Annotated in this window: 27 protein-coding genes; 15 read left to right on the top strand and 12 right to left on the bottom strand. The window is 60.1% G+C overall.

Annotation, left to right across the window (positions count from 1 at the left end; translation table 11 throughout):
- Positions 1 to 15: 15 nt before the first annotated feature.
- Positions 16 to 381 (top strand): 5-carboxymethyl-2-hydroxymuconate Delta-isomerase, encoded by a 366-nt coding sequence (locus AB4N85_RS01995; protein ID WP_041478855.1) that lies wholly within the window; start codon positions 16 to 18, stop codon positions 379 to 381.
- Positions 382 to 384: 3 nt separating this feature from the next.
- On the opposite strand, the gene AB4N85_RS02000 is transcribed toward AB4N85_RS01995, so the two are convergent.
- Complete coding sequence (locus AB4N85_RS02000) at positions 385 to 1,320, bottom strand: LysR family transcriptional regulator (protein WP_252887457.1); 936 nt, start codon at positions 1,318 to 1,320, stop codon at positions 385 to 387.
- 176 nt (positions 1,321 to 1,496) lie between these two features.
- Positions 1,497 to 2,669 carry a cyanate transporter gene (locus tag AB4N85_RS02005; protein WP_460066757.1) on the bottom strand — a complete coding sequence of 391 codons (1,173 nt, stop codon included), beginning with the start codon at positions 2,667 to 2,669 and terminating at the stop codon, positions 1,497 to 1,499.
- A 403-nt stretch (positions 2,670 to 3,072) separates the two neighbouring features.
- On the opposite strand from AB4N85_RS02005, the gene AB4N85_RS02010 reads away from it, so the two are divergent.
- The 5 genes from AB4N85_RS02010 (at position 3,073) to AB4N85_RS02030 (ending at position 8,051) form a co-directional block, all read left to right on the top strand.
- On the top strand, positions 3,073 to 4,722 hold the full coding sequence (locus AB4N85_RS02010) for a phosphoethanolamine transferase (RefSeq protein WP_460066760.1): 1,650 nt from the start codon (positions 3,073 to 3,075) through the stop codon (positions 4,720 to 4,722).
- Between the two features lie 163 nt (positions 4,723 to 4,885).
- On the top strand, positions 4,886 to 6,019 hold the full coding sequence (gene rnd, locus AB4N85_RS02015) for a ribonuclease D (RefSeq protein ID WP_460066762.1): 1,134 nt from the start codon (positions 4,886 to 4,888) through the stop codon (positions 6,017 to 6,019).
- A complete protein-coding gene (locus AB4N85_RS02020) occupies positions 6,016 to 6,309 on the top strand; it encodes a YcgL domain-containing protein (protein WP_041478850.1) in 294 nt (97 codons plus the stop codon). Before rnd ends, AB4N85_RS02020 begins: the two co-directional genes overlap by 4 nt.
- Positions 6,310 to 6,414: 105 nt before the next feature.
- Positions 6,415 to 7,347: a D-2-hydroxyacid dehydrogenase gene (locus AB4N85_RS02025; protein ID WP_353188738.1), complete on the top strand. Its 933-nt coding sequence runs from the start codon at positions 6,415 to 6,417 to the stop codon at positions 7,345 to 7,347.
- Between the two features lie 254 nt (positions 7,348 to 7,601).
- Positions 7,602 to 8,051 (top strand): YcgN family cysteine cluster protein, encoded by a 450-nt coding sequence (locus AB4N85_RS02030; RefSeq protein ID WP_016771232.1) that lies wholly within the window; start codon positions 7,602 to 7,604, stop codon positions 8,049 to 8,051.
- 121 nt (positions 8,052 to 8,172) lie between these two features.
- On the opposite strand, the gene AB4N85_RS02035 is transcribed toward AB4N85_RS02030, so the two are convergent.
- The 4 genes from AB4N85_RS02035 to AB4N85_RS02050 all read right to left on the bottom strand — a co-directional run bounded on the left by AB4N85_RS02035 (position 8,173) and on the right by AB4N85_RS02050 (position 10,392).
- Positions 8,173 to 8,550, bottom strand: coding sequence for a YgaP family membrane protein (locus AB4N85_RS02035; RefSeq protein ID WP_252877654.1), 378 nt, complete (start codon positions 8,548 to 8,550; stop codon positions 8,173 to 8,175).
- Positions 8,551 to 8,631: 81 nt separating this feature from the next.
- A complete protein-coding gene (locus AB4N85_RS02040) occupies positions 8,632 to 9,102 on the bottom strand; it encodes an RNA methyltransferase (protein WP_007911337.1) in 471 nt (156 codons plus the stop codon).
- 182 nt (positions 9,103 to 9,284) lie between these two features.
- Entirely contained in the window at positions 9,285 to 9,656 is a 372-nt protein-coding gene (locus AB4N85_RS02045) for a YajD family HNH nuclease (RefSeq protein WP_003222612.1), read from the bottom strand.
- Between the two features lie 49 nt (positions 9,657 to 9,705).
- Positions 9,706 to 10,392 (bottom strand): spermidine synthase, encoded by a 687-nt coding sequence (locus tag AB4N85_RS02050; protein ID WP_460066767.1) that lies wholly within the window; start codon positions 10,390 to 10,392, stop codon positions 9,706 to 9,708.
- Between the two features lie 80 nt (positions 10,393 to 10,472).
- Here AB4N85_RS02050 and AB4N85_RS02055 point away from each other — a divergent pair, with 80 nt between their 5' ends.
- The gene (locus AB4N85_RS02055; protein WP_016771228.1) at positions 10,473 to 10,757 is read left to right on the top strand and encodes a hypothetical protein; all 285 of its coding nucleotides are present in this window, start codon (positions 10,473 to 10,475) and stop codon (positions 10,755 to 10,757) included.
- Here the strand turns inward: AB4N85_RS02055 and AB4N85_RS02060 are convergent.
- Both AB4N85_RS02060 and AB4N85_RS02065 read right to left on the bottom strand, forming a co-directional pair.
- Positions 10,754 to 11,227, bottom strand: a complete 474-nt coding sequence (locus tag AB4N85_RS02060; RefSeq protein ID WP_016771227.1) for a cyclic nucleotide-binding domain-containing protein — start codon at positions 11,225 to 11,227, stop codon at positions 10,754 to 10,756. The two genes, AB4N85_RS02055 and AB4N85_RS02060, sit on opposite strands and share 4 nt — an antisense overlap.
- A 235-nt stretch (positions 11,228 to 11,462) precedes the next feature.
- Positions 11,463 to 13,517: a S9 family peptidase gene (locus AB4N85_RS02065; RefSeq protein ID WP_460066771.1), complete on the bottom strand. Its 2,055-nt coding sequence runs from the start codon at positions 13,515 to 13,517 to the stop codon at positions 11,463 to 11,465.
- A gap of 235 nt (positions 13,518 to 13,752) precedes the next feature.
- Between AB4N85_RS02065 and AB4N85_RS02070 the strand changes: the two genes are divergently transcribed.
- Genes AB4N85_RS02070 through AB4N85_RS02080 form a run of 3 tightly spaced genes read left to right on the top strand, consistent with a single transcriptional unit; the run spans position 13,753 to position 15,597 of the window.
- Entirely contained in the window at positions 13,753 to 14,250 is a 498-nt protein-coding gene (locus AB4N85_RS02070) for a hypothetical protein (RefSeq protein ID WP_041478845.1), read from the top strand.
- Between the two features lie 15 nt (positions 14,251 to 14,265).
- Complete coding sequence (locus AB4N85_RS02075; protein ID WP_252887460.1) at positions 14,266 to 15,042, top strand: class II glutamine amidotransferase; 777 nt, start codon at positions 14,266 to 14,268, stop codon at positions 15,040 to 15,042.
- Between the two features lie 12 nt (positions 15,043 to 15,054).
- Positions 15,055 to 15,597, top strand: a complete 543-nt coding sequence (locus AB4N85_RS02080; protein ID WP_016771223.1) for a DUF2937 family protein — start codon at positions 15,055 to 15,057, stop codon at positions 15,595 to 15,597.
- 281 nt (positions 15,598 to 15,878) lie between these two features.
- Here AB4N85_RS02080 and AB4N85_RS02085 read toward each other — a convergent pair whose 3' ends face one another.
- Positions 15,879 to 16,793 (bottom strand): LysR family transcriptional regulator, encoded by a 915-nt coding sequence (locus tag AB4N85_RS02085; protein ID WP_197892165.1) that lies wholly within the window; start codon positions 16,791 to 16,793, stop codon positions 15,879 to 15,881.
- A 159-nt stretch (positions 16,794 to 16,952) separates the two neighbouring features.
- Between AB4N85_RS02085 and AB4N85_RS02090 the strand changes: the two genes are divergently transcribed.
- The 4 genes from AB4N85_RS02090 to AB4N85_RS02105 all read left to right on the top strand — a co-directional run bounded on the left by AB4N85_RS02090 (position 16,953) and on the right by AB4N85_RS02105 (position 20,675).
- A complete protein-coding gene (locus AB4N85_RS02090) occupies positions 16,953 to 18,239 on the top strand; it encodes an MFS transporter (protein WP_016771221.1) in 1,287 nt (428 codons plus the stop codon).
- A gap of 62 nt (positions 18,240 to 18,301) precedes the next feature.
- Positions 18,302 to 19,054: a 5-oxoprolinase subunit PxpA gene (locus AB4N85_RS02095; protein ID WP_460066776.1), complete on the top strand. Its 753-nt coding sequence runs from the start codon at positions 18,302 to 18,304 to the stop codon at positions 19,052 to 19,054.
- Positions 19,051 to 19,755: a 5-oxoprolinase subunit PxpB gene (pxpB, locus tag AB4N85_RS02100; protein WP_460066778.1), complete on the top strand. Its 705-nt coding sequence runs from the start codon at positions 19,051 to 19,053 to the stop codon at positions 19,753 to 19,755. The genes AB4N85_RS02095 and pxpB overlap by 4 nt, the downstream gene beginning before the upstream one ends.
- Entirely contained in the window at positions 19,752 to 20,675 is a 924-nt protein-coding gene (locus tag AB4N85_RS02105) for a 5-oxoprolinase subunit C family protein (RefSeq protein ID WP_460066780.1), read from the top strand. Before pxpB ends, AB4N85_RS02105 begins: the two co-directional genes overlap by 4 nt.
- An 88-nt stretch (positions 20,676 to 20,763) precedes the next feature.
- On the opposite strand, the gene AB4N85_RS02110 is transcribed toward AB4N85_RS02105, so the two are convergent.
- Together AB4N85_RS02110 and AB4N85_RS02115 are read right to left on the bottom strand one after the other, a co-directional pair.
- Positions 20,764 to 21,942 carry a vWA domain-containing protein gene (locus AB4N85_RS02110; RefSeq protein WP_016771218.1) on the bottom strand — a complete coding sequence of 393 codons (1,179 nt, stop codon included), beginning with the start codon at positions 21,940 to 21,942 and terminating at the stop codon, positions 20,764 to 20,766.
- 12 nt (positions 21,943 to 21,954) lie between these two features.
- Positions 21,955 to 22,800 carry an AAA family ATPase gene (locus tag AB4N85_RS02115; protein WP_007911294.1) on the bottom strand — a complete coding sequence of 282 codons (846 nt, stop codon included), beginning with the start codon at positions 22,798 to 22,800 and terminating at the stop codon, positions 21,955 to 21,957.
- 225 nt (positions 22,801 to 23,025) lie between these two features.
- On the opposite strand from AB4N85_RS02115, the gene AB4N85_RS02120 reads away from it, so the two are divergent.
- Positions 23,026 to 23,523 (top strand): helix-turn-helix domain-containing protein, encoded by a 498-nt coding sequence (locus AB4N85_RS02120; protein ID WP_056783602.1) that lies wholly within the window; start codon positions 23,026 to 23,028, stop codon positions 23,521 to 23,523.
- Here AB4N85_RS02120 and AB4N85_RS02125 read toward each other — a convergent pair.
- Positions 23,520 to 24,596, bottom strand: coding sequence for a DUF748 domain-containing protein (locus AB4N85_RS02125; protein ID WP_056783605.1), 1,077 nt, complete (start codon positions 24,594 to 24,596; stop codon positions 23,520 to 23,522). The two genes, AB4N85_RS02120 and AB4N85_RS02125, sit on opposite strands and share 4 nt — an antisense overlap.
- Positions 24,597 to 24,710 lie beyond the last annotated feature (114 nt).

A 24,710-nucleotide genomic window follows, 5' to 3' on the forward strand; every position in this document is an offset into this window, starting at 1 on the left:
GACTGGAGATCCGCAATGCCACACCTGCACATGGAATACACCGCCAACCTGACGCAGTTGAACGCTGACATCGCCCTGATCCGGCTCAACAACACGCTGGTCGGTTCCGGTCAGTTCGGCGCGGAGTTCGATATCAAGAGCCGCGCGATCAAGATCGACAACTTCAAGGTCGGCACGGCGCAGGGCGAGCGTGCCTTCGTCCATGTGAAACTGGCCTTGCTCAGCGGGCGCTCGGCGGAGATCAAGAAGCAGCTCTCGCAAAGTCTGCTGGCAGTGTTGCAGGAACTCTGCGAATGGCCGGCCGGGCTCGAAGTGCAACTGTGCGTGGAACTGCTCGACATCGATCGCGAGTCCTACAGCAAAGCCGCCATCGGCATCTGACGTTCAGGCGTTTTCCAGCTCGCTGCACACCTGAATCACCTGCTCGCGCAGCCAGACGTTGGCGCTGTCCTGATCGGCGCTCTGGCTCCACTGCATGTCGAGGGTGAAACCCGGCAGGCCGTTGGGCGCTTCGCAGTGGTTGAACACTGCGTCGTTGGTCAGCAGACGCTGGATACGCCGGGGCAGGGTGAGGATGAAATCGGTGCCGGTGATCATCTTCAACGCGGCGCTGTAGCTGTTCGATCGGGCCACTATCTGGCGCTTTTGCGCTTGCCGCGCCAGCCAGCCGTCGACCATGTTGGTGCTTGAAGTCCACGGCGTTGGAAACACATGCCGACGTTCGGTGAATGCTTGCAGGCTCAGGCGCGGTTCGAGTGGTGTGGCGCGTTTGTCGAAGACGCAGACCAGGTCATCTTCCAGCAACATCCGGGATTTCAGATCCGCATGCTGGCGGTGAAAGTGCGGGCCGAAACTGATCACCAGATCGAGGCTGCCGTCGCGCAACTCTTCGGCCGGAACGTCGGTTTCAAACTTGTGCATGTTGACCATCACTGGCAAGTCGTCGAAATCGAAGCGCTTCAACAGTCGCGGCAGAATCAATTGCTCGAAGTATTCCGGGGCGCAGATGTTGAAAGTCACCGCCTGCCGGCTCGGGTCGAAGGCCGGGGCACCGGCGTGGCAGAGGTTGATGCTTTCGAGGATTTTCTGCACATGGCCGTACATGCTGCAGGCCTTGTAGGTCGGGCGCATGCCGGTGCGGGTGTTGATGAACAGTTCGTCTTCGAAACTGGTGCGCAGTTTCTTCAGGCAATAACTGACGGTGGACTGGCTGACGAACAGGGTTTCCGAGACATCGGTGACACTGCTCTGCTCGTACACGGCGACGAATACCATCAAGTCCTGCATATCGAGCTTGCGAAGCAAATTACTGTTCAGCATGAGTTCCGTCTCGCTGTGCCCCTTGCGCAGAATTCGCGCAAACGTGTGCGTACGATCCTAACGGAACGATGGTGCCAGGAGAAACCTTTGTAGGACATTTCACGGACACATGTGGGACAGAAACTTTTAGCAACACGACGTTGCCAATCTCGTGCGCAAAAGATGGCCAGAGGCCTCTAGCCCGGGCAGGGCAAGCGACGTGTGTAGTCGCGAGGGTTGAAGCGCACAACCATCAGCAGCATGAGCACCATTACCGCAGTCAGCGCCCACCACGCGCCTTCGAAACTGCCCAGCCGATCGCGAATCATCCCTGCCAACAGCGGCGACAGTCCTGCGATCAGATAACCGATCCCCTGTACAAACGCGGTCAGGCCACCGGCGCGCTGCGGCTCGTCGCAGTGATCCAGCGCGACGATCAGGCTCATCGGAAACAGACCGCCAATCCCCAACCCCAACAGACAAGGCCATAACAGGGCCAGAGTTAGCGGGGCGAGAATCAGCCCGCAGAAACCGCCGATGATCAGCAACAGCAGAACCGCCAATATCCCACGCCTATCACGACTGCGATTGGCGATCGCCGGCACTACCAGCCCGGAAATGACCTCCATCGCTGTAAGAAAACCCAACATCAACCCGGCGTTTTGTTCACTCCAGCCTTTTTCCACGTAGTACGGGGCCAGCCAGGCGAGGACGCAGGTGTAGGACGCCGTACCGAGGCCAAAGAAAATCGCCAGCAACCAGGCGCGACGGCGCGTGATGAAAGACTCCCGCTGGGTCACCCTTGGTAAGGCTTGCGCTGGCTGCAAGCACCAGACCAGCAACGCGACCAATGCCAACGCCGCCCAGATGGCCAGCCCGACGCGCCAACTGCCGGTCTGCACCATCACCAGCGGCGCGAACGATGCGGCAATCGCGGCACCGCCCATGATCGACGTGACGTAGACGCCCATGCACAACGCCACGTTGTCAGCAAAGCGCGTCTTGATCAGCGCCGGCATCAATGCCTGAATCAGCGCTATGCCAATGCCGGCCAGTATCGCGCTGACGATCAGCTCGACTGCGGAATCCATAAACAGCCGTAACAGGCTCGCCAGCCCGATGACAAGCAGCGACAGCAGCACCGTGCGTTGTTCGCCCAGACGCTGGCTGATGCGCAGGCCGAAGAACATCGCCAGCCCCATGGCCATGACCGGCAGCATCGTCAGCAAAGAGGCAAGCGTGAAGCTCAATGGGATATCGCTACGGATCGCCGACAGCAGTGGCCCGATGGCTGCCATTGAGGGGCGCAGATTAAGTGCCACAAGAATGATCGCGAGCATCAGCCAAGCGGCGGGGCGGGAGTGATTCATGAGCGGGCCTTTGAGTGCAGAGGCTGATGATTAGGCGTCGCGACGCGCGCATCGGCAAATCAGAAAATGCCGGGCCAGACTTAAAAACTCGATAACACCCCTGTCCCGATGTGGGAGCGAGCCTGCTCGCGAATGCGTTCCTCCAGACAAACAATTATTTGCTGACACTGCGCTTTCGCGAGCAGGCTCGCTCCCACAGAGGACATTGCTAAGTGCCTGAAACTGAATAAAACCTGAACCATTCTCAAATACTCGCAAACTTTCACGTTCGTACTCCGAGGCAACTAATCGTTAGCATCTTTTTCACGAAAAATTGATTCGCTGCCGCCTAAAGTTTGGCATGCCTCGGTGAATGAAATTTTCACAATCGACGAGGCTCTTCTTTCAGGAACAGTCACTCATCATGTTGAAGTTAAAAGCCGTGCGCCCGGAATGGGTGACGTTGTTTGCCAGCGCCTTTTTGTTGCTCGGTTTCAATCTGGTGCTTTGGCAACACCTGTTCGAGATCACCGCCGCCGATGGCAAGGGCATCGCCATGCGCGTGGCGTTCGGCGTGATGATCCTTGCCGCGTTCAATATCGTGCTGACGATATTCGCGTTCCGGCCACTGCTTAAACCACTTTTGACTCTTTTGTTTTTAGTCAGCGCCGGCGTGGCTTATTTCATGAGCCAATATGGCGTCATGATTGATGCGGGCATGTTGCGCAACTTTGCCGAGACCAACGCGACGGAAGTGCGTGATCTGCTCTCGTTGAAGTTGTTCGCTTATATTCTCTTGCTGGGTGTTTTGCCGTGTTTGTTGTTGTGGAAAGTACCGGTCAATTATCGGCGCTGGCATCGCGAGTTGTTCAGCAAAGTTATCGTCAGTGTTGCCTCGGCGGCGGTAATCGGTGTTGTGGCATTGGCCAACTATCAAGGTTTGTCGTCGCTGTTTCGCAATCACCACGAAATTCGCCTGATGCTGGTGCCGAGCAATTACATCGGCGCATCCATTGGTTATCTGCAAGAGCAAGTTGTCTCGGCGCAGCAGCCGTTCATCAAGATCGGCGAAGATGCCCAGCGCAACCCCGACTTGCAGCTACAGCCACGCAAATCCCTCACCGTGCTGGTGGTAGGGGAAAGTGCGCGGGCGCAGAACTTCGGCATTCTCGGTTACGACCGAGACACCACCCCGCAACTGGACAAAGAGGCCGGGCTGATCGCTTTCACTGACGTGCATTCCTGCGGCACGGAAACCGCCGTTTCGGTACCGTGCATGTTCTCCAACATGGGTCGCAAGGATTACAACGCCAGCAAGGCCAGGAATGAAGAGGGCTTGCTCGATGTGCTCAAGCGTGCCGGCATCGATGTGATCTGGCGCGATAACCAGTCCGGCTGCAAAGGCACATGCGACCGCGTCACGGTGCAGGATGTCAGCAAGTTGCAAGACCCTGCGCTGTGCGCCAACAGCGAATGTCGCGATGAAATCCTCCTGCAAGGGCTGCAAAGTTTTATCGATCACTTGGACAAGGACACCGTCCTAGTTCTGCACCAGATGGGCAGTCACGGCCCGGACTACTTCAAGCGGTATCCCAAGGAGTACGAACACTTCACTCCGGTCTGTGAAAGTAACGCGCTGAACAATTGCAGTCGCGAAAGTATCGTCAACGGTTACGACAACACCTTGGTCTACACCGACCATGTGCTGGCGAGCCTGATCGATGTGCTGCGCAGCAATCAGGACAAAGTCGACACCGCCATGCTCTATCTGTCGGACCACGGCGAATCGCTGGGCGAGTACAACCTGTTTCTGCACGGCACGCCTTATATGCTGGCGCCCGAGCAACAGAAGCATGTAGCGATGCTGGCGTGGTTCTCTGACAGCTATCAGAAGGCCTATTCGGTCGACACCCATTGCCTGCAACTGAGCCGGGACAAGCCGCTGAGCCAGGACAATCTGTTCCACTCGATGCTCGGCCTGCTGGAAGTGCGCAGCAGCGTCTATCAACCTGCCTTGGACATTTTTGCCGGCTGTCGTGGCGCGGTGATCGACGGCGTGTTGGCAAAGCAGTGAAGCGTTTCCTGCCCGTCGCGCCAATGCGACGGGCCTTTCTGTTTCTGCTGTCAGACTATTCTTGCTGACAGGCAAGACATTTCCTTACAGCTCTTGCCCTTCAAAGGCGCGTAAATCGTCGGTGGCGATATATACTGCGCGCCATTCTTCAAGGGAGAGCCGTGTGGCTATCGATATTCACTGGATTCGCGACAACGAAAGCCTCGCGCAGTTTTGCGTCGAGTGGCAGCAGCTGCCGTTCGTTGCCCTCGACACCGAATTCATGCGGGTCGACACCTTCTATCCGATTGCCGGCCTGTTGCAGATTGGCGACGGCAAACGCGCCTACCTGATCGATCCGCTGACCATCAACGCCTGGCAACCTCTGGCAGCGTTGCTGGAAAACCCGGCGGTGCTGAAAGTCCTGCACGCCTGCAGCGAAGACCTCGAAGTACTGTTGCGCCTGACCGGCAGCCTGCCGGCGCCGTTGTTCGACACGCAACTGGCCGCCGCTTACCTGAACCTCGGCTTTTCGATGGGCTACTCGCGTCTGGTGCAGGAGGTGCTCGGCATCGACCTGCCCAAGGGCGAGACCCGTTCCGACTGGTTGCAGCGTCCGCTGTCCGAAACCCAGATCAGCTATGCCGCCGAAGATGCCGTGCATCTGGCCGAGGTGTTCGTCGAGTTGCGGCCCATGCTGTCCGCCGACAAGTTCGCCTGGGTGCTGGAGGATGGCGCCGAACTGGTCGCCAACCTGCGCCGCGAAACTGATCCTTACGAGGTGTATCGCGAGGCGAAACTGGCGTGGAAGTTGTCCCGTGCACAACTCGCCGTGCTGCGTGAGCTGTGCGCCTGGCGCGAAACAGAAGCCCGCGCCCGCGACCTGCCGCGCAACCGCATCGTCCGTGAACACTCGCTGTGGCCCTTGGCCCGCACCCAGCCGGATAACCTCGCGGCGCTGGGCAAGATTGAAGACATGCACCCGCGTACCGTACGTCAGGACGGTCAGTTTCTGCTTGATCTGATCAAGCGCTCTGGCAGTGTGGGGCCAGATCAATGGCCGCCGGCAGTGCCGGAGCCGTTGCCGATCGAAGCCGCTGCGCTGATCAAGCAACTGCGCGCGCTGGGTCAGGCCGAGGCCGAACGCCTGGGTATTGCCCCGGAACTGATGCTGCGCAAGAAAACCCTCGAAGCCCTGGTCAAAAGCGGCTTCCCCGAGGGGCCTTACCAATTGCCCGATTCGCTGCGTGGCTGGCGCCGCGAATTGCTCGGCCAGAAGCTGCTCGACAGCCTGGCCACCGCCGGAGAACAGCCTTGAAACGTATTTGCTCCATCTACCAAAGCTCCAAGCGCAGCGGCATGTATCTCTACGTGCTCAAGAGCGATGCGCTCGAGCGCGTGCCGGAAGCGCTGATGACGGCTTTTGGCAAAGCGAAGCACTCCTTCGATCTGGTGCTGTCGCCCGAGCGCAAACTGGCCAGCGAAGACATCACCGTGGTCCTGGAAAACCTCGACAAGCAGGGCTATCACCTGCAGATGCCACCGGCCGAGGACGAGTACATCGAGCACCTGCCCGAAGAGTTGCTGCGACGCAACGACCCGGTCTGACCCGCGAGGCCCTGTTCTGGGCCTCGGTTAACCCTGGAACTGTTTTTACCGCGATGGCCGGCCCGACCCCGGCGGCTGTCTGCACGGTTTGCGAAAGGTTTGAAGATGCGCGTTCTGATTGCCGAACACGACTACGCGATATACGCCCGCCTGCTGCGTCAGGCGCTGCCCGAGCTTGAAATCCTGACCAGCGGCGACTCCGCCGAACTGGCGCGTCAGGCCGCCGATTGCCCGGTGTGGCTGGGCCAGCCGGATCTGCTGGCGACCTTGCTGCGCCAGGGCCATCAACCGCAATGGCTGCAATCGACCTGGGCCGGCATCACGCCGCTGCTCGCCGACGGCTTGCGCCGCGACTATCGCCTGACCCGCGCCGTGGGAATCTTCGGTCAGGTCATGGCCGAATATGTTTTGACCTACATCCTCGGCCACGAGCGCGAAGTGCTGGCGCGGCTGGTCAGCCAGGTCGAGCGCAAGTGGGACAACCGCAGCGGCCAGAGTCTGGTAGGGCGCAAGGTGCTGATCGTCGGCACCGGTGACATCGGCCAGAGCGTTGCGCAGTTTCTGCGGCCGTTCGGCGTCGAGCTGTACGGTATCGCCAGCAGTGCCCGCGAACAGGCGCCATTTGTCGAAGTCGGCGCGCTGGCCGATCTTCCGCGATTGGTGGGCGAAGTGGATTACGTGGTCAATCTGCTGCCGAACACCGAACACACCCACGATATCTACGACGCGGCGCTGTTCAAGCAATTCAAGCCGACCGGATTGTTCATCAACGCCGGGCGTGGCGTCGCAGTGGTCGATGCCGATCTGGTAGAAGCCTTGAAGGAAGGGCATCTGGCCGGCGCGGTGATCGACGTTTGCCGTCAGGAGCCATTGCCGCAACGTCACCCGTTCTGGACCGCGTGGGGCTTGTTGCTGACCGGGCACAGTTCGGCACCGACCTCGCCGGCGCTGATGGTGGATTTGTTTGTGCAGAACCTGAAAGCGTATGAGGCAGGTGAGACGTTACGTGGGGAAGTGGATTTCACCCGCGGTTACTGACTCTCCACCGATTTCACTGTGGGAGCGAGCCTGCTCGCGAAGAGGGCGTGTCAGTCGACAACAGCGTCTCTGACACAGCGCTTTCGCGAGCAGGCTCGCTCCCACATTGGTTTCAAAGTGTAGCCACCAGTTTGCTCAGCGGGCGGCGCTGGGGCAGACAAGCGGATTTACCGGCAGTCGCCAGCGCTTGGCCCCCACGCCCGCTGGCACTAGACTGGCGGCCTTTTCACCACCTTGATGTTGATGCTTGAGCCATGGCCGCCATAGTCGAACCGTTCTGGAAACGCAAAACCCTCGATCAGCTCGATCACGAGGAGTGGGAATCGCTGTGCGACGGCTGCGGCCTGTGCTGCCTGCAAAAGCTCGAGGACGAAGAAGACAACAGCGTCTATTACACGCGCATCGCCTGCAAACTGCTGGATCTGAAAACCTGCCAGTGCAGCGATTATCCGAACCGGATCAAGTTTGTCCCTGACTGCATCCAGCTCACGCCGGGTCAGGCGGAAGAATTCAAATGGCTGCCGCCGACCTGCGGTTATCGTCTGGTCAGCGAGGGCAAGGATCTGCCGTTATGGCACCACCTGGTGTGTGGCGACCGCGATGCGGTGCACCATGAGCGGATTTCCCAGTCCGGGCGCATGCTCGCCGAAGGCAGCGTGCCGGAGGATGACTGGGAAGATCATCTGATTTTTCGCGCGGGTTGATGAGGTGGTGAGTTGTTGAACCCGTAAAAATCAAAAGATCGCAGCCTGCGGCAGCTCCTACAATGGAAAACGTGATTCCGTGTAGGAGCTGCCGCAGGCTGCGATCTTTTGCTTTAAAGCCTCAGACGCCGGCCTTCGGCGAGGTCAGCGAATCATTGCCGGTCACAGTGGCCGTTTCAGTAGCCACTTCGGCATTAGTCTTCAACTTGCTCAGTTCTTCCCCGGCGCGTTCGATCTTCGCCCGCACGTTGCTCATGTCCTGACGGCCTTTTTCCAACAGGCTTTTCGCCGAGCAGTGTCCGGTGATGCCACGGGCTACGGCCATGCCGCCGAGCGCCACTTGCAGCAGGCCGAATACGCCGCCACGGCGCAGGCCCTTGCCGACCATCAGCACGCCGCCGGTCAACGAGCCGACGCGCTCCCAGCCATGCACATTCTTGTGCGAAGGCGACTGGAACGGGGTGGATTCGATGCGTTCTACGCGTTTGAGCTCGCTCATGGTCTATCTCCAGGCAGGGTGCGATTGATAGATAAGCTGACTGCCAGGGCGGTCAGCTTGTTCCATCGAATGTACGACGCTTCAGCGGAATTTCGGCCCGGAGCGGGTGTTCAGGCCCTTGGCCATGCGGTCGTAGAGCACGACGTTGACCGTGGCGGCGAGATTCATGCAGCCGGTGGTCGGGATGTACACGACGTCTTCGCACCAGTCGCGAATCTCCTTATCCAGCGAACCGTCTTCCGGGCCGAAGATGTACAGGGCGCGGTCGGGGTGGGTGTATTCCGGCAGCGGCCGTGCGCCTTCGACCAGTTCTACCGCGACGGGCACGCAGTTGAGCGGAAGGATTTTTTTCAGGTCGTCGATGCCGATCAACGGGATGTCGTAGTGCACGCGCTTGGTGTCGGTGACGAAATCGGCCGCGCGTTCATAACGCTTGCCGGTGTAGAACACCGACGCCACGCCGTAACAGCCTGCGGCGCGCATCACCGAGCCGACGTTCTCCGGTGATTTGGGGTTATACAAACCAATGCAGCTGTACCGTTTGTCTGCCACGAGCGGGGTGCCTTCGGGAAAAAGAGGGCGATTATACGGGGATTGGGGGAGGGCGGGCAGATTCGAGATTTGTGGTGTCTGGCCGGCCGCCTTCGCGAGCAGGCTCGCTCCCACAGGGGAACGCATTCCAACTGTGGGAGCGAGCCTGCTCGCGAAAGGGCCAGCTCAGGCGATGAAGATCTTCAATCTTCTTTTTTCATCAAGCCAGCCAGGGCCGCAAACGGGTTATGCGTGGCCTTGGCGATCTTCGGTGTGCTCAGCGAGCCGTCGCCGAAATACTGCTGATCGGTGTAACGCGAGTGCTCGTTGTCGTGGCAATACAGGCACAACAGCTCCCAGTTCGAGCCGTCCTGCGGGTTGTTGTCGTGGTTGTGGTCACGGTGATGCACAGTCAGTTCGCTCAGGCGCTTGCCGGAAAACTCGCGGGCGCAGCGGCCGCAGACGTGCGGGTACATTTTCAGGGCCTTGTCGCGGTAGCCCATTTCCTTGTCGCGCTGGTTGTCGGCGAGGATGCGGTCCAGCTTCGACGTGTTGGTGGGGGTGGACGAACTCATGGGTTCACCTTTGCAGAAAGACTGATGACGGTTATGTGCAGAGTTTAGCTCAGCCCTTGAGCTTCTCGGCAATCCAGATCGTGTGACGGGTGCCCTTGTTGCCGTGGGCGAAGACCTGGACTTCTTCGGCCTTGAAACCGGCCTTCTTCAATTTGTCGGAAAACTGTCGGTCGGCGCTGGCCGACCATACCGCGAGCACACCTTTGGGGCGCAGCGCCTTGGCGCAGGCATTCAGACCTGCGGCGGAATACAGCCAGCTGTTGGCCTTTTGAGTCAGGCCTTCGGGGCCGTTGTCAACGTCAAGCATGATCGCATCGAAACCGTTCGGCTCGCTTTGCAGCACATTGGCCACATCTTCCTGACGGATCACCGTGCGCGGGTCGAGCAATGGCCGACCGGATTTCTCCCCGAGCGGGCCGCGATTCCACTCGACCACGCCGGGCACCAGCTCAGCGACCACCACCTCGGCGGTCTTGCCCAGATGCTTGAGTGCCGAGGCGAGGGTGAAACCCATGCCCAGGCCACCGATCAACACCCGCGAATTCGACCGGCCGGCGACCTTGCGGCAGGGGATCTCTGCCAGTGCGTCCTCGGAACCGTGCATGCGCGTGTTCATCAACTGTCCGCCGTCGCCGCCCTGGATCTTGATGACGAAATCCTCGCCATACTCGAACAGGCACAGGGCACCGCCGTTTTCAGGGATCGGGGTGGTGTCGAGCAGAACGAAACGTTTCATGGAAATCTCTAAAGGGGGGAAGGCAAGCAGGCGCGTTGGGAGTAGCCTGAGCACAGACTAAAGGCCAAACGGAGCCCTTGATGAAGCGCACCATTCTAACGGTCATTACCCTGGCCGCGCTCGCGATTACTGCAGTGCAGGCCCAGCAGAGCGTTCCGGTCAGCCCGACGCCGCAGCCCGGCTCGCCCGGCACCGCGACGCCGACACCGTATCCGCAGATCACCCCGATCACCCTGCCCAAGTCGGGCGCCGGTAGCGGCAGCCCGCCACTGGTGCCGATTGAAATGCCCAGCCCGCCGAGCAAGGATCAACCTGTGCCGGGCATCGAGCCGAACGGCAACAAGGTCAAATCCCCGGGCGGCTAAACCTGTTGCGCGGCGAGTTGGCCGTCGGCCATGCGCAGGCGTTTGGACAGCGAGACGGCGAGGGCGCGGATGATTTTTGCGGCGATTTTCGGTGCGTCGTTGAGCATTTTTTCCAGCGAATCCTTGCCCAGGTTGAGCAACTGACAGTTGCTCGCCGCGATACACGTGGCCGAACGACGTTCGCCATCAAGCACGGCCATTTCACCGAAGGCCCGGCCGCTGCGCAGGGTGGCCATGGTGATGACCTGGCCGTCAGCGCCGGTTTTCTGCACGGCGACCTGGCCGGTGTGGATGATGCACATGAAACTGCCGGCATCGCCCTCGCGAAAAATCGCCTCGCCTTCAGCCACGGTGCTGATGCTGAAATAGCCGGAAGCGGCCGCGAAGTCGGCCAGCTGCAATTGATCGAACAGGCCACAGTCCATCAGCCAGTCGCGGATTTCGTTGTTCAGAAAGGTCGGTTCAGACATGTCGATGCGGTCTTTTTGTTATCACATTTCAAGGCTATACACGGATCCCGTAGGAATGGGCTTTTGTGGCGAGGGGATTTATCCCCGCTCGGCTGCGCAGCAGTCGCAAATCCTGCCAACTCGGTGCTTCAGGAATACTGAGTTTGCAGGGTTTGGGGCCGCTTCGCAGCCCAACGGGGATAAATCCCCTCGCCACAAGGGTCTGCTGTAAGACCCAAGCCACCCACAGAGTTCCTCAGGCAATCTGCAAAACCTTGAACACAAATGCATATTCGAGCGCTACGTCACGTAATCCCTGATAGCGCCCGCTCATACCGCCATGCCCGGCGCCCAGTTCGGTCTTGAGCAGCAGCACATTGTCGTCGGTCTTGGTTGCGCGCAATTTTGCTACCCACTTGGCCGCTTCCCAGTACTGCACGCGGCTGTCGTTGTAGCCGGCGATCACCAGCAGTGGCGGATAAGCCTGCGCGGTGACGTTTTCGTACGGTGCGTAAGCCTTGATCCGATCATAGACGTCCGGTTCTTGCGGGTTGCCCCATTCGTCGTATTCGGTGACGGTCAGCGGCAGATCGGGGTCGAGCATGGTGTTGAGCACGTCGACGAACGGCACTTCGGCAATCGCCACGCCGAACAGGTCCGGGCGCTGATTGAGTACCGCGCCGATCAGCAGGCCACCGGCGCTGCCGCCGCTGATCGCCAGTTTTTCCGCCGTGGTGATGCCGTTGAGGATCAGAAACTCAGCGCAAGCGATGAAGTCGCTGAAGGTGTTGTGTTTGTGTTCCTGCTTGCCGGCGCGATACCAGGCTTCGCCCAGCTCGCCGCCGCCGCGTACGTGGGCAATGGCGAAGGCCATGCCGCGATCGAGCAGGCTCAGGCGGGCGTGAGAAAACCACGGATCGAGGCTGGAGCCGTAAGCGCCATAACCATACAGATACAGCGGCACCGGTTTACCGACCATTTCGCGCTTCATCACCAGACTGATCGGCACCTGCGTGCCGTCCGGGGCGGTGGCCCACAGGCGTTGGCTGACATAGGCGTCGGCATCAAATTGGCCGAGTACCGGGGTTTCCTTGAGCACCGTTTGCTCGCCGCTGGCAAGAATCAACTGGCGCACCTGGGCCGGGCGATTCAATGCTTCGTAGCGCAAGCGAATGCGGTCGCTCTCGAATTCCAAGCTGTTTTGCACGTGGAGGCTGTAGGCCGCATCGGGCAATTGCACGCGATACGGCGCCGAGCCCTGCGGGTGAACCTCGATGATCGGCAGGCCACCTTCGCGCAGACTCAAAGTCATCGCCTCGGTGTTGAGGCTGACACCGTCGAGCATCACTTCTTCGTTGTGCGGGATCAGGTTCTGCCAGTCGGCCTCGCTCGGCGGCACGCCAGTGTCCGGGGCCTGATACAGGGCGAAGTTGATGCCGTCGCGGTTGGTACGGATAAACCAGGTCCAGACGCCATCGAGCAGGCCGTGGTCGACGTCGTATTCGTGATCTTCGACCCGTGGCGCCAGGCAGCTGAACGGCAGGTGCGGTTGGTTGGCGTCCAGCGCCCAGACTTCACTGGTGGTCTTGCTGCCCAGCGACAGCAGCAATTGCTGTTCGGAGCTGGCGCGGTAGCAATGCAGGAAGAACCGACCGTCCGGCTCGTGGAAGACTTCTTCAGCGGCGGTGCCATCGAGACGATAGCGGAACAGTTTATGCGGGCGATGGGTGTCGTCGAGCACACCGAAAAACAGGGTCAGGCTGTCGTTGGCCCAGGTCATGCTGCCGTCGCAGTCCTCGAATTCCAGTTCGCTGACCCTGTCGTTGGACAGCTCTTTGACGAACAGCGTGTAGACCTCGTCGCCCGAAGCATCGACGCTGTAGGCCAGGCGCTGGTGATCGGGGCTGATGCTGAAAGCACCGAGCGAGAAGAAACCGCCGTTGGCCAGCGCATTCGGGTCGAGCAGCAATTGTTCGCGGCTTTCATCGAGGGTCAGGCTGTCGTAGGCGGGACGCGGGCAGCGATAGTGCCGGGCGTATTCATCACCAGCGGTGGTGCGCGTGTAATACAGATACGGGCCCCAGGGCGAGGGCAGGGACAGGTCGGTTTCCAGAATCCTGCCCTTGATCTCATTGAACAGGTTTTCGCGCAGCTCGGCCTGATCGGCGGTTTGCGCTTCCTGATAAGCGTTTTCAGCCTTGAGATAGTCGAGCACCGCGTCGGTGTCGCGCTCCTGCAGCCAGGCATACGGGTCGGCGCCGGGCGCCCGCTGGGCAATCGGGGCAGTCATGACATTGGCGGATTGGGGCATGGAAGGCTCTCGGACAATATTCGGAATTGGGTTGTTCGCAGTCTTGAAAGCGCCGCAGCCCTTGTGGGAGCGAGCCTGCTCGCGAAAGCGGTGTGTCAGGCAACGCTGTTGCAACTGACAGTCCGTATTCGCGAGCAGGCTCGCTCCCACAGGGGCGGCTGCTGGCCGTCTGGTATTGGGACAAGCCGCATGGGCGAAAAGTCGTTACTATAAGCGCCTATTTGCCTGCCTTGCCATGGACACCATGACCGAGAACGACTATCTGATCGCCTGGGGCCTTTACGCCTTTGCCGCCGTGGGCTGCCTGCTGGTATGGATGCGCCTGACCACCTGGATGTGGCGCTGGCTGCGCGAGCCGCTGCGTGTGCTGATGGCGGTGTTGCTGTTCAGCCCGACCATCGTCGATCCGGTGAAAGCCAAAGTTGCACCGGCCATCGCCATCACCGCCCTGGACATGCTGTTCAAGGTCGGCAACAACGCCTGGCGCGCGGTTTCCGATCTGTTCATGTACGGCATGATCGCCTTCGGGGTGTATCTGGTTTTCGTCTTGATCCGCCTGCCGATCGAGCGTGCCTCGGCAGCACGGCGTGAACGCGCCGAGGCCGCCAAGGCTGCGGCCCGTGCCGAAGAGCGCGACGATGATCAACCGTTCGGCGGCGCCGGTGACGACCGCTACGGTCGCCCGCCGGTGCCGAACAATCCGCAGCGCATGCGGGTCGAGCCGCGTCTGTAACCCGAGAGTCCGCACATGTGTGAATTACTGGGCATGAGTGCCAACGTGCCGACCGACATCGTGTTCAGCTTCACCGGCCTGATGCAGCGTGGCGGACGCACCGGCCCGCACCGCGACGGCTGGGGCATTGCCTTCTACGAAGGGCGGGGCCTGCGTCTGTTTCAGGACCCGGCAGCGAGCAGCGAGTCGGAAGTGGCCAACCTGGTGCAGCGGTATCCGATCAAGAGCGAAGTGGTCATCGGCCATATTCGCCAGGCCAACGTCGGCAAGGTCTGCCTGTCCAACACCCACCCGTTCGTCCGCGAACTGTGGGGGCGCAACTGGTGTTTCGCGCACAACGGCCAGCTCGCCGACTTCACTGCGATCAAGAGTTTCTACCGACCGGTCGGCGATACCGACAGCGAAGCGGCGTTCTGCGATTTGCTCAACCGGGTACGCGCAGCCTTCCCCGAGCCGGTCGATATCGAAACGCTGCTGCCGGATCTGGTCGCAGCGTGCGCCGAATATCGCAGCAAAGGCGTGTTCAATTGCCTGCTCAGCGACGGTGACTGGCTGTTCTGTTACTGCTCGACCAAACTCGCCCAGATCACCCGCCGCGCACCGTTCGGCCCGGCGCGGCTCAAGGATGTCGATGTGATCGTCGACTTCCAGGCCGAAACCACGCCCAACGACGTGGTCACGGTGATTGCCACCGAGCCTTTGACCGAAAACGAAACCTGGACCCGTTACGAACCGGGCCAATGGAGCCTGTGGCGACGCGGCGAATGCGTCAGCCAGGGCAAGACCGAATAAGGATTTGCATCCATGTTGCTCAGTTATCTACGGCTGGTGTTGTTTGCGGCGGGCCTGTTGATCGGTGTCCAGGTGCCGGGGTTCATCAACGATTACGCCCAGCGTGTCGAAGCGCACCTGATCGAAGCGCAGACCGGTCTGCGTGGTTTCCAGGGCACGGCGGATCAGTTTTTCAAAGGCGATATGCAGGCGCTGGTCGCGCATTACCGTGCCAGCGAAGACCCGATTTTTCGCAGCGATGCCGACAGCCTGAACACTTTGCTCACCCGCCAGGTCGCGCTGGACAAGCAATTCCAGGCGATGCAAGGGCCGTGGTATGTGCGCTTCCTGCAAGTGGTCCTGGCCGCCGATCCGGATATTCGCAAGGAAACCTGGAACGGCTACAGCTACCAGATCCTGCTGACGCCAGAGGCAATGATCTGGGGCATGAGCGGCGCATTGCTGCTGTCGTTCGGCATCGAATGCCTGTTCCGCCTGATCGACTGGGTCGTCCTCGGCGGCCGCCGCCTGCGCCAGAGCCGGCCGATCGAAGATCGCGATGTGCGCGGTTTGTAAGACTTGCACAATCCCCTCTGGCAAGAGAGGCCTTATGGCATGGGGGATTCTGTGGTGAGTGGGCTCTGGGGTGAATGAGCTCTGGGGTGAATGGGTTCTTTGGTGAATGGGCTCTGGGATGAGTGGTTTCTGTGGCGAATGAGTTCCGTGGCGAGGGGATTTATCCCCGTTGGGCTGCGCAGCAGCCCCAAAACCTGCAAATGCGGTACCTCTGAAAGACCGCGTTGGCCCCAATCACGACTGCTGCGCAGCCGAGCGGGGATAAATCCCCTCGCCACTAATCATCCAGTGAGGGTGATGCAGTCCTTGCCGACCTTGTGCGCATACCCCGCTAGCACCTGCTGACACAACGTCACAATCTCCTCGACCCACTCAACCCCGACCCGCCACGACACCACCACCGGCAGATTCGCTGGTCGCTGCTCGATGTCGAGCAAGATCAATTCGCCGCGCGCCAGCTCTTCGGCCACCAGCACCGGCGGCAGCGCGCCGATACCGAAGCCATCGCGCAACAACCGGGTGATCGCCGACACCGAGTTCACGCAATTCAAGCGTGGCGCCATGACGCCGCTGGCCTGCATCAGCGCGACGATATCCTGATGCGGTCGTGAGTTTTTCGAATAGGTGATGATCCGCTCCTGCGCCAGTTCGGCAAGGTCGGCGTAGTCGCGGTTGTAGATCGAATTGCTGGCGACGATCCAGCCCAGCGGATGGCTGGCCAACTCTAGGCTGCGCACGCTTTCGTGGCGGATCAGATCGGTTTGCAACACCAGATCGAGAAAGCCCTTTTGCAGCTGATCGCAGAGGTTCAGCGCGGTATCCGCGACCAATTCGATTTCCACCCGTGGGTACAGATCGGTCATCTGCGCCACCAGCGGGCTCAGCCAGGTATGGATCACTGTGTCCATCACGCCGATACGCACCCGGCCGACCTTGCTCGAACGGGTCTCGATCGACTGCTTCAGCGCCGCCATGGTGTCGAGCATCTGCTCGGCATAGTCGAGCACTTTCAGGCCTTCCGGGGTCAGGCTGACGCCGCGTGAGTCGCGCAAAAACAGCTTTACGCCCAGCTCGCCTTCGAGCACCGCAATGCGGCTGGAAATCGATGCCTGGGTGGTGAACAGCTTGTCAGCGGTCAGGCGAAAACTCTTCAGGCGCGCGACCCAGACAAAGGTCTCGAGAAACTTCAGATTCATGGACAAGGCTCGAGTGACAAATTTTTCTTATGCCGAAGGCGGGTTTTTATTCGTTGGACGGCGCAGGGCAGGGCGACGAAAAATCGGCGCATCCGGTTCCCACGATAGGCGTCGTCGGAGCTTCGAACAAGACCAATAAAAGCCCTGCGGAGATTTGCCATGAGTGCTCCCGATACCCTCCCTTTATCCAAGCCTGCGGCTCGCCCCGGACCGTTCGACTGGTACCGCAACATCAACCAGCAGGAGCGTCGCACGTTCTGGAGCTGCAAGATCGGCTACGGTCTGGACGGTATGGACACACAGATGCTCAGCTTCGTCGTGCCGACGCTGATCGCGATGTGGGGCATCACCACGGGCGAAGCGGGACTGATTCACACCAGCACCCTGATCGCCTCGGCCATCGGCGGTTGGGTCGCCGGGATTCTCTCCGACCGCATCGGCCGTGTGCGCACCCTGCAACTGACGGTGCTGTGGTTCGCCTTCTTCACCTTCCTCTGCGGCTTCGCGCAAAACTACGAACAATTGTTGATCGCCCGCACCCTGATGGGCTTCGGTTTCGGCGGTGAATGGACCGCTGGCGCAGTGTTGATCGGTGAAGTGATCCGCGCCAAGGATCGCGGCAAAGCGGTGGGCATGGTGCAATCCGGCTGGGCGCTGGGTTGGGGCCTGACGGCGATTCTGTACGCGCTGCTGTTTTCGGTGTTGCCTGCGGAAGATGCCTGGCGCGCGCTGTTCATCCTTGGCATCGTGCCGGCGATATTCGTGATTTTTGTCCGTCGCCTGGTGAAAGATCCGGAGATATATCGCGAAGCCAAAGCCGCGCAAACTCCGGAAAACCCGGCGAAGTTCTACGAGATCTTCGCACCGGGCATGCTCTTCACCACGTTTCGCGCTTCCTTGCTGACCACCGGTGCGCTGGGCGGCTACTACGCGATCACCTCCTGGCTGCCGACTTTCCTCAAGAACGAGCGCGGTTTGAGCGTGCTTGGCACCGGTGGTTATCTGGCGATGGTGATCGTCGGTTCTTACGTCGGCTATGTGATCAGCGCTTATCTGACCGACCTGCTGGGGCGGAAAAAGAACTTCATTTTGTTTGCCGTCGGCTCGTTCACCATCGTTCTGCTCTACACGCAGATGCCGGTCAGCAATGGCGTGATGCTGTGGCTGGGCTTTCCGCTGGGCTTCTTCGCCTCGGGGATTTTCAGCGGCATGGGCGCGTTTCTCACCGAATTGTTCCCTACGCGGATTCGCGGCTCGGGCCAGGGTTTCTGCTACAACATCGGCCGCGCACTGGCGGCGTTGTTCCCGCTGTTGATCGGCCTGCTCAGCCAGAAAGTGCCATTGAGCATGGGCATCGGCGCCTTCGCGGCTGTGTCATATGGCGTGGTGATTCTGGCGGCGCTGAGCCTGCCGGAAACCCGTGGCAAGCAACTCGACGCGCAGTAACTGATACCCTGCGCAGAAGTCTCCTACAGATAAAAAGACCAGCAGCTACAGGAGTGTTCACCGTGAGCCGCCTGCTATTGAATTGCGACATTGGCGAGAGCTTCGGCAGCTGGACCATGGGTCTGGACGCCGAAGTCATGCCCTTCATCGATTGCGCCAACGTTGCCTGTGGTTTCCATGCTGGCGACCCGAGCATCATGCGCAAAACCGTGGCGCTGGCGCTCAAGCACGGCGTGCAGATTGGCGCGCACCCGGCCTATCAGGATCTGGTCGGATTCGGCCGACGTTCCATGGCCTATTCCGCGCAAGAGCTGCAAGACATCCTGCATTACCAGATCGGTGCCCTCGACGGCATCTGCAAGGCGCAGGGCGGGCGCGTGAGATACGTCAAACCCCACGGCGCGATGTACAACGACATGATGGCCAACCCTGCGCAGTTGCGCGCGGTGGTGCAGGCCGTGGCCGCTTATGATCGCAATCTGCCGCTGATGTTGATGGCGACCCGAGACAACGCTGCGGGGCAGCAAATTGGCGATGAATACGGCGTAACGCTGTGGTTTGAAGCATTCGCCGACCGTGCCTACGACAGCGCCGGCCGGCTGGTCTCCCGGCAATTGCCGGGCGCCGTGCATCACGATGCCGAAAAAATCGTCGAGCAAGCGCTGACCATCGCCAATGGCGGCGCGCTCACCGCCAGCGATGGCAGCGCTTTGAACCTGCGCGCCAATACCTTGTGCGTCCACGGCGACAACGCCAGTTCCGTGGCCGCCGTGCAGCGCATTCGCCAGGCCTTGCAGCAGTCGAGTGCGTCATGAACCCACGGATTGAAGTGGTGGCGCTCGACTGCCTGATGCTGCGTCTGTTCGATGAAATCGCCGAAGCCAACATGCCGTGGCTGCTCGCCGCCAGCGAGCGTTTGCGCACGGTGTTTGGCGCCCGGCTGATCGATCTGGTGCCGTCCTACACGACGTTGATGGTGCATTACGACCTGACGCTGTTGAGTCCTGCTCAGGCGCGTGACTTGATCGCCGAAGCGCTGGTCGATCTGTCGCCGAATGCGCGCCGTGCCGGGCAGCGCCACGTCTTGCCGGTCTGGTACGACTTGAGTGTCGGCCCGGAACTGAGCCTGTTGGCCGAACGCAGCGGCTTCGCGGTGGAGGAGGTGATTCGTCGCCACAGCGCACGGGAATATCAAGTGTTCGCCCTTGGCTTTGCGCCGGGTTTTGCCTTCATGGGCCTGGTCGAAGAGATGCTCGCCGCGCCGCGCTTGAGCACGCCGCGCAAGAAAGTCGCCGCCGGCAGCGTCGGTATCGCCGAGCGGCAGACCGCTGCCTATCCGGTGGTCTCGCCCGGTGGCTGGAACCTGATCGGGCGCACCCCGGCGCAACTGTTTGATCGCCATCGCGACGGCTACAGCCTGATGCAACCGGGCGACACGGTGCGCTTCGAAGCCGTCGATCACGCCGAATTCATACGCTTGGGCGGCGATGACACCCCACTGGAGGCGTGGGCATGAGTCGATTGACGATCGAAGCCAGCACACCTCTGTGCCTGTTGCAGGATGCCGGGCGGTTTGGCGTGCGGCATCTGGGCGTGACCCAGGGCGGCGCGGCGGATTGGTGTTCGATGAGCTGGGCCAATTGGCTGCTCGGCAATGAGCTGGATGCAGCAGTGGTTGAAATCACCCTCGGCGGGTTTGCTGTTGTGGCTGAAGAGGATTGCCTGCTGGCGCTGGCGGGAGCGGATCTCGGCGCGCAGATCGACGGCCAGCCGCTGGCGCCGTGGCGCAGTTTCAAATTGGCGAAAGGCCAGACATTGCGATTTACCCAGCCGTTGCTTGGCGCTAGAGCTTATCTGGCGGCCCTCGGTGGGTTTACTGCGCCTAAGGTGCTGGGCAGCAGTGCCACGGTGGTGCGCGAAGAATTGGGCGGGCTTGATGGCATCGGCCTTCCGCTCGCCATAGGGGCGGTGCTCGGTTACAGCGGCGAAGCGTTGGCAGTACGGGAAATGCCTTCGGCGCTGCGGCCGGATTTCAAAACGCACGCGCCTTTGGACTTGGTGCTCGGCGCACAGATCGGCCAGTTCAGCGGGCAGAGCCTGTTCGATGTCTTCAACAGCGCCTGGACCATCGACAGTCGCGCCGACCGCATGGGCATCCGCCTGCTCGGCTCGGCGTTGCAATATCAGGGCGCGCCGATGATCTCCGAGGGGATTCCGTTGGGCGCGGTGCAGGTGCCGCCCGATGGCCAACCGATCGTGTTGCTCAATGATCGCCAGACCATTGGCGGCTATCCGCGCCTGGGCGCGTTGACGCCGCTGGCGTTGGCGCGATTGGCGCAATGCCTGCCGGGAGCGAAGGTGAAATTGAGGCCGGTAGTGCAGGACGTCGCGCACCGCGAGCATGTCGAGTATTTGCAGCGCTTTAAAGATCGCTAAAAGCTTCGCGAGCAGGCTCGCTCCCACAGGTAAAAGCATTCCAATGTGGGAGCGAGCCTGCTCGCGAAGGCGTTCGTCGAGTTAACGATTATTTGGAAAGAAACCGCATCCCTTCTTCAAGCCCGCGCAGCGTCAGCGGATACATCTGATCCTCGATCAGATCGCGGACGATGTTGGTCGACGAGGTATAGCCCCAGGTATCTTTCGGATACGGGTTGATCCAGATGAGCTTCTTGTATTTCTCCATGAAGCGCTGCATCCACACGTAACCCGGCTCTTCGTTCCAGTGCTCGACGCTGCCACCGGCCTGGGTGATTTCGTAAGGCGCCATGGCGGCGTCACCGATGAAGATCACTTTGTAGTCGGCGCCGTATTTATGCAGCAGATCCTGGGTCGAGGTGCGTTCGGAAGTGCGGCGCATGTTGTTCTTCCACACTGATTCATAAATGAAGTTGTGGAAGTAGAAATACTCAAGATGCTTGAACTCGGTCTTGCAGGCCGAGAACAATTCCTCGCAGATCTTTACGTGCGCGTCCATCGAGCCGCCGATGTCGAACAACAGCAGCAGCTTCACCGTGTTGCGCCGTTCCGGGCGCATCTGGATGTTCAGCAGGCCGGCATCCTTGGCGGTGTGGTCGATGGTGCCGTCGATGTCGAGTTCTTCCGCCGCACCCTGACGGGCGAACTTGCGCAGACGACGCAGGGCGACCTTGATGTTGCGCGTGCCCAGTTCCACCGAATCGTCGAGGTTCTTGTACTCGCGCTGATCCCAGACCTTGACCGCTTTGCCCTGACGCTTGCCGGCATCGCCAACGCGGATGCCTTCCGGGTTGAAACCGCCGGAACCGAACGGGCTGGTGCCGCCGGTGCCGATCCATTTGTTGCCGCCGGCGTGACGTTCCTTCTGTTCTTCCAGACGCTTCTTGAATTCCTCGATGAGCTTGTCCAGCCCGCCAAGGGACTGGATCTGCGCGCGTTCTTCGTCGCTCAGCGAACGCTCGAATTCCTTGCGCAGCCAGTCTTCGGGAATCAGCGCCTGCAAGTGATCGTCGAGTTTCTCCAGGCCATTGAAGTAGGCACCGAACGCGCGGTCGAACTTGTCGAAATGGCGCTCGTCCTTCACCAGAATCGCCCGCGACAAGTAGTAGAACTCGTCCATGTCGGCGAAGGTCACGCGCTGTTTCAGCGCGTTGATCAGGTCGAGCAGCTCGCGTACCGACACCGGCACCTTGGCTGCACGCATTTCGTTGAACAGGTTGAGCAACATGGCAGCAGCCTCTTAGCGGGTGCCGCGCCGGCTCATGAACGCCAGGCGCTCAAGCAGTTGCACGTCCTGTTCGTTTTTCACCAGTGCGCCTGCCAGCGGCGGAATGGCTTTGGTCGGATCGCGCTCGCGCAGCACCGCTTCGCCGATGTTGTCGGCCATCAGCAGTTTCAGCCAGTCGACCAGCTCGGACGTCGAAGGCTTTTTCTTCAGGCCCGGTACCTTGCGCACGTCGAAGAACACGTCGAGCGCTTCGCTGACCAGGTCCTTTTTGATGTCCGGGTAGTGCACGTCGACGATTTTCTGCAGGGTAGTGCGGTCGGGGAAAGCGATGTAGTGGAAGAAGCAGCGGCGCAGGAAGGCGTCCGGCAGCTCTTTCTCGTTGTTGGAAGTAATGATGATGATCGGGCGCTTCTTGGCCTTGATGGTCTCGTCGATTTCGTAAACGTAGAACTCCATCTTGTCGAGTTCTTGCAACAGGTCGTTGGGGAACTCGATGTCGGCCTTGTCGATTTCGTCGATCAGCAGAATCACCCGCTCCTCGGACTCAAAGGCTTCCCAGAGCTTGCCCTTCTTCAGGTAATTGCGCACGTCATGGACTTTTTCATTGCCCAGCTGCGAGTCGCGCAAACGGCTGACCGCGTCGTACTCGTACAGACCCTGATGGGCCTTGGTGGTGGACTTGATGTGCCAGGTGATCAGCTTGGCCCCGAACGACTCGGCCAGTTGCTCGGCGAGCATGGTCTTGCCGGTGCCCGGCTCACCCTTGACCAGCAGCGGCCGTTCCAGGGTGATGGCGGCGTTGACCGCCAGCTTCAGGTCATCGGTGGCGACGTAGGCCTGGGTGCCTTCGAACTTCATCTGCAAATCCTCGAACGGTAACGCTGACCTTGCGGGCAGGGCGGGGCGAATAATCGGATGCCCGACTATAACGCGCACGCCGGTCGACTGTGAACGCAGACGGCTTATTCAGTCTCTGAATGGAGCGTCACATGTTGACTCAGTCTCGGCGGATGGCCAGTATTTCGGTATCGCCGATTTGGCGATAGCCTTTCTTACTCGGTTAGTAAAAAGGGCAGAAAATCGATGTTACCCATGAAACGGCCGCGTCTGCGATCTGCGCACGTCCTGTCGGATTTCAGGTTGGCGCTGACATTTATCAATGGTCAGGAACTGACAGTTGATTTGGGGATGGATATTCATACTTATCCAGGTCTGCGGCCACTGCTTGATCGCGAAGTCTTTGCGACTGCCGTAGTCGGGGACGAGGGTTGGATCGTTGAATGGGTTGAACCCGACGTACAGATCGGTGCAGACACCTTGTATATGGATGCGCTAGCGCAAAATGCCCAGGATGAGAACACGCGCATTTTTATCGATTGGCGCGCCCGTACCGGACTTTCTCTCAATGATGCGGCCGAAGCGCTCGGTGTGAGCGCTCGCAGCATCAGCCGTTACAGCAATGGGCGTGAAGCAGTGCCACGTTCTTTGGCGTTGGCCTGTCTGGGCTGGGATTCGCTGCAACAGCGTTCATCGATAGCGGCCGAAGACACAGGTCGATATGTCGTCAACCGCAAAAATTAACCCTCATCCGGCTTCGGCCGCTCATATCGCGCATTGAATGCCTGGATGAAGCCATTGCGCAAAATCTGCAAAAACGCTTCGAAGGCGTTGACGTTCTGCTGGTGAACATTGCCGCTGAGTTCGACGCGAGTGGCGAACTGGTTTTTGTTCTGGTTTTTCAGCACGGTCTCGGTGCCGCCGACCAGCGCTTCCCAGATTGAGCGGAACAGGCCTTTGTTCTTGTTCTCGACGTCCTGCTGCCAGTTGAAAACGTCGACGTCGCGCAGCAGGGGTTTGATGTAGCCGGTGAGTCGGGCTTTCTCCGCTTTCGCTTCGATAACCACGTCGCCGTGGCCGGCGTTGAAGTCGAACTTGCCGTAGGCGGCGGCGAAGTCGTTCATGCGTTTGAGCTCGATGTCGCGAGCGCGCAGACGGAATTCAAAGTCTTCGAAGTTGCTCAGCGGATCGAAGGTGGCGGTGGTTTCCAATGGCGCGTGGCCCAGCAGCAAGGCCTTGCCTTCAAAGCGGGCGTCGCGTTTGCCTTCCTTGTCGACCACATTGGTCAGGTTGTAGATGCTGGCGTTGACGTTGCTGGCATTCATGTTCACCGGCGGCTTGGAATTGAAGTTGCGGAAGGTGATACGGCCGTCGTTGATCTGCACTTCATCGAGGGTGATCGGCAGCAGCTTGCCCAATTGTTCACGCCAGTCGGTGCCCTGACCGGTTTGCGAGTTCTGCTTGTTGGGGCCACCGTCGACGAAGTTGATTTCGGGATTGAGGAATTGCACCTGCGCGACCACGGCATGGTCGTACCACAGCGAATGCCAGCTCACCGACAGGTCGATCAACGGCGCATCGACGAACGGCACCGGGACCTTGCCGTCGACCTTGACGATTTTCAGGCCGTTGATTTTGTACGCACCACGCCACAGCGCGAGGTCGACGTCGGTGATCTGGCCACGGTAATCGCCCATGTCCGCGAGCTTGTCATTGAGGTAGTCGCGTACCAGATAGGGCAGGGCGAAATGCAGGGCGACCAGCAGCACCACGACACCCGCCAGGGTCCAGAGCGGCCAGCTGTAACGACGTTTCATGCCATTGTTCCTTCAAGAGTGTGGCTTGACGATTCAATGCGATTGACTCCGCGCGTTTGCAGACGTTCGACCCGACTGGACTGTGATCGGCAACGGGCTTACCTTGGAAGGCTG

This window comes from Pseudomonas sp. H1_G08, assembly GCF_054681355.1.

What these genes read in the sequence shown, in the direction of transcription:
- AB4N85_RS01995 (WP_041478855.1), top strand. Translation starts at nt 16, where the DNA reads ATGCCACACCTGCACATGGAATACACCGCCAACCTGACGCAGTTGAAC.
- AB4N85_RS02000 (WP_252887457.1), bottom strand. Translation starts at nt 1,320, where the DNA reads ATGCTGAACAGTAATTTGCTTCGCAAGCTCGATATGCAGGACTTGATG.
- AB4N85_RS02005 (WP_460066757.1), bottom strand. Translation starts at nt 2,669, where the DNA reads ATGAATCACTCCCGCCCCGCCGCTTGGCTGATGCTCGCGATCATTCTT.
- AB4N85_RS02010 (WP_460066760.1), top strand. Translation starts at nt 3,073, where the DNA reads ATGTTGAAGTTAAAAGCCGTGCGCCCGGAATGGGTGACGTTGTTTGCC.
- AB4N85_RS02025 (WP_353188738.1), top strand. Translation starts at nt 6,415, where the DNA reads ATGCGCGTTCTGATTGCCGAACACGACTACGCGATATACGCCCGCCTG.
- AB4N85_RS02030 (WP_016771232.1), top strand. Translation starts at nt 7,602, where the DNA reads ATGGCCGCCATAGTCGAACCGTTCTGGAAACGCAAAACCCTCGATCAG.
- AB4N85_RS02035 (WP_252877654.1), bottom strand. Translation starts at nt 8,550, where the DNA reads ATGAGCGAGCTCAAACGCGTAGAACGCATCGAATCCACCCCGTTCCAG.
- AB4N85_RS02045 (WP_003222612.1), bottom strand. Translation starts at nt 9,656, where the DNA reads ATGAGTTCGTCCACCCCCACCAACACGTCGAAGCTGGACCGCATCCTC.
- AB4N85_RS02050 (WP_460066767.1), bottom strand. Translation starts at nt 10,392, where the DNA reads ATGAAACGTTTCGTTCTGCTCGACACCACCCCGATCCCTGAAAACGGC.
- AB4N85_RS02055 (WP_016771228.1), top strand. Translation starts at nt 10,473, where the DNA reads ATGAAGCGCACCATTCTAACGGTCATTACCCTGGCCGCGCTCGCGATT.
- AB4N85_RS02060 (WP_016771227.1), bottom strand. Translation starts at nt 11,227, where the DNA reads ATGTCTGAACCGACCTTTCTGAACAACGAAATCCGCGACTGGCTGATG.
- AB4N85_RS02065 (WP_460066771.1), bottom strand. Translation starts at nt 13,517, where the DNA reads ATGCCCCAATCCGCCAATGTCATGACTGCCCCGATTGCCCAGCGGGCG.
- AB4N85_RS02070 (WP_041478845.1), top strand. Translation starts at nt 13,753, where the DNA reads ATGGACACCATGACCGAGAACGACTATCTGATCGCCTGGGGCCTTTAC.
- AB4N85_RS02075 (WP_252887460.1), top strand. Translation starts at nt 14,266, where the DNA reads ATGTGTGAATTACTGGGCATGAGTGCCAACGTGCCGACCGACATCGTG.
- AB4N85_RS02080 (WP_016771223.1), top strand. Translation starts at nt 15,055, where the DNA reads ATGTTGCTCAGTTATCTACGGCTGGTGTTGTTTGCGGCGGGCCTGTTG.
- AB4N85_RS02085 (WP_197892165.1), bottom strand. Translation starts at nt 16,793, where the DNA reads ATGAATCTGAAGTTTCTCGAGACCTTTGTCTGGGTCGCGCGCCTGAAG.
- AB4N85_RS02090 (WP_016771221.1), top strand. Translation starts at nt 16,953, where the DNA reads ATGAGTGCTCCCGATACCCTCCCTTTATCCAAGCCTGCGGCTCGCCCC.
- pxpB (WP_460066778.1), top strand. Translation starts at nt 19,051, where the DNA reads ATGAACCCACGGATTGAAGTGGTGGCGCTCGACTGCCTGATGCTGCGT.
- AB4N85_RS02105 (WP_460066780.1), top strand. Translation starts at nt 19,752, where the DNA reads ATGAGTCGATTGACGATCGAAGCCAGCACACCTCTGTGCCTGTTGCAG.
- AB4N85_RS02110 (WP_016771218.1), bottom strand. Translation starts at nt 21,942, where the DNA reads ATGTTGCTCAACCTGTTCAACGAAATGCGTGCAGCCAAGGTGCCGGTG.
- AB4N85_RS02115 (WP_007911294.1), bottom strand. Translation starts at nt 22,800, where the DNA reads ATGAAGTTCGAAGGCACCCAGGCCTACGTCGCCACCGATGACCTGAAG.
- AB4N85_RS02120 (WP_056783602.1), top strand. Translation starts at nt 23,026, where the DNA reads ATGTTACCCATGAAACGGCCGCGTCTGCGATCTGCGCACGTCCTGTCG.
- AB4N85_RS02125 (WP_056783605.1), bottom strand. Translation starts at nt 24,596, where the DNA reads ATGAAACGTCGTTACAGCTGGCCGCTCTGGACCCTGGCGGGTGTCGTG.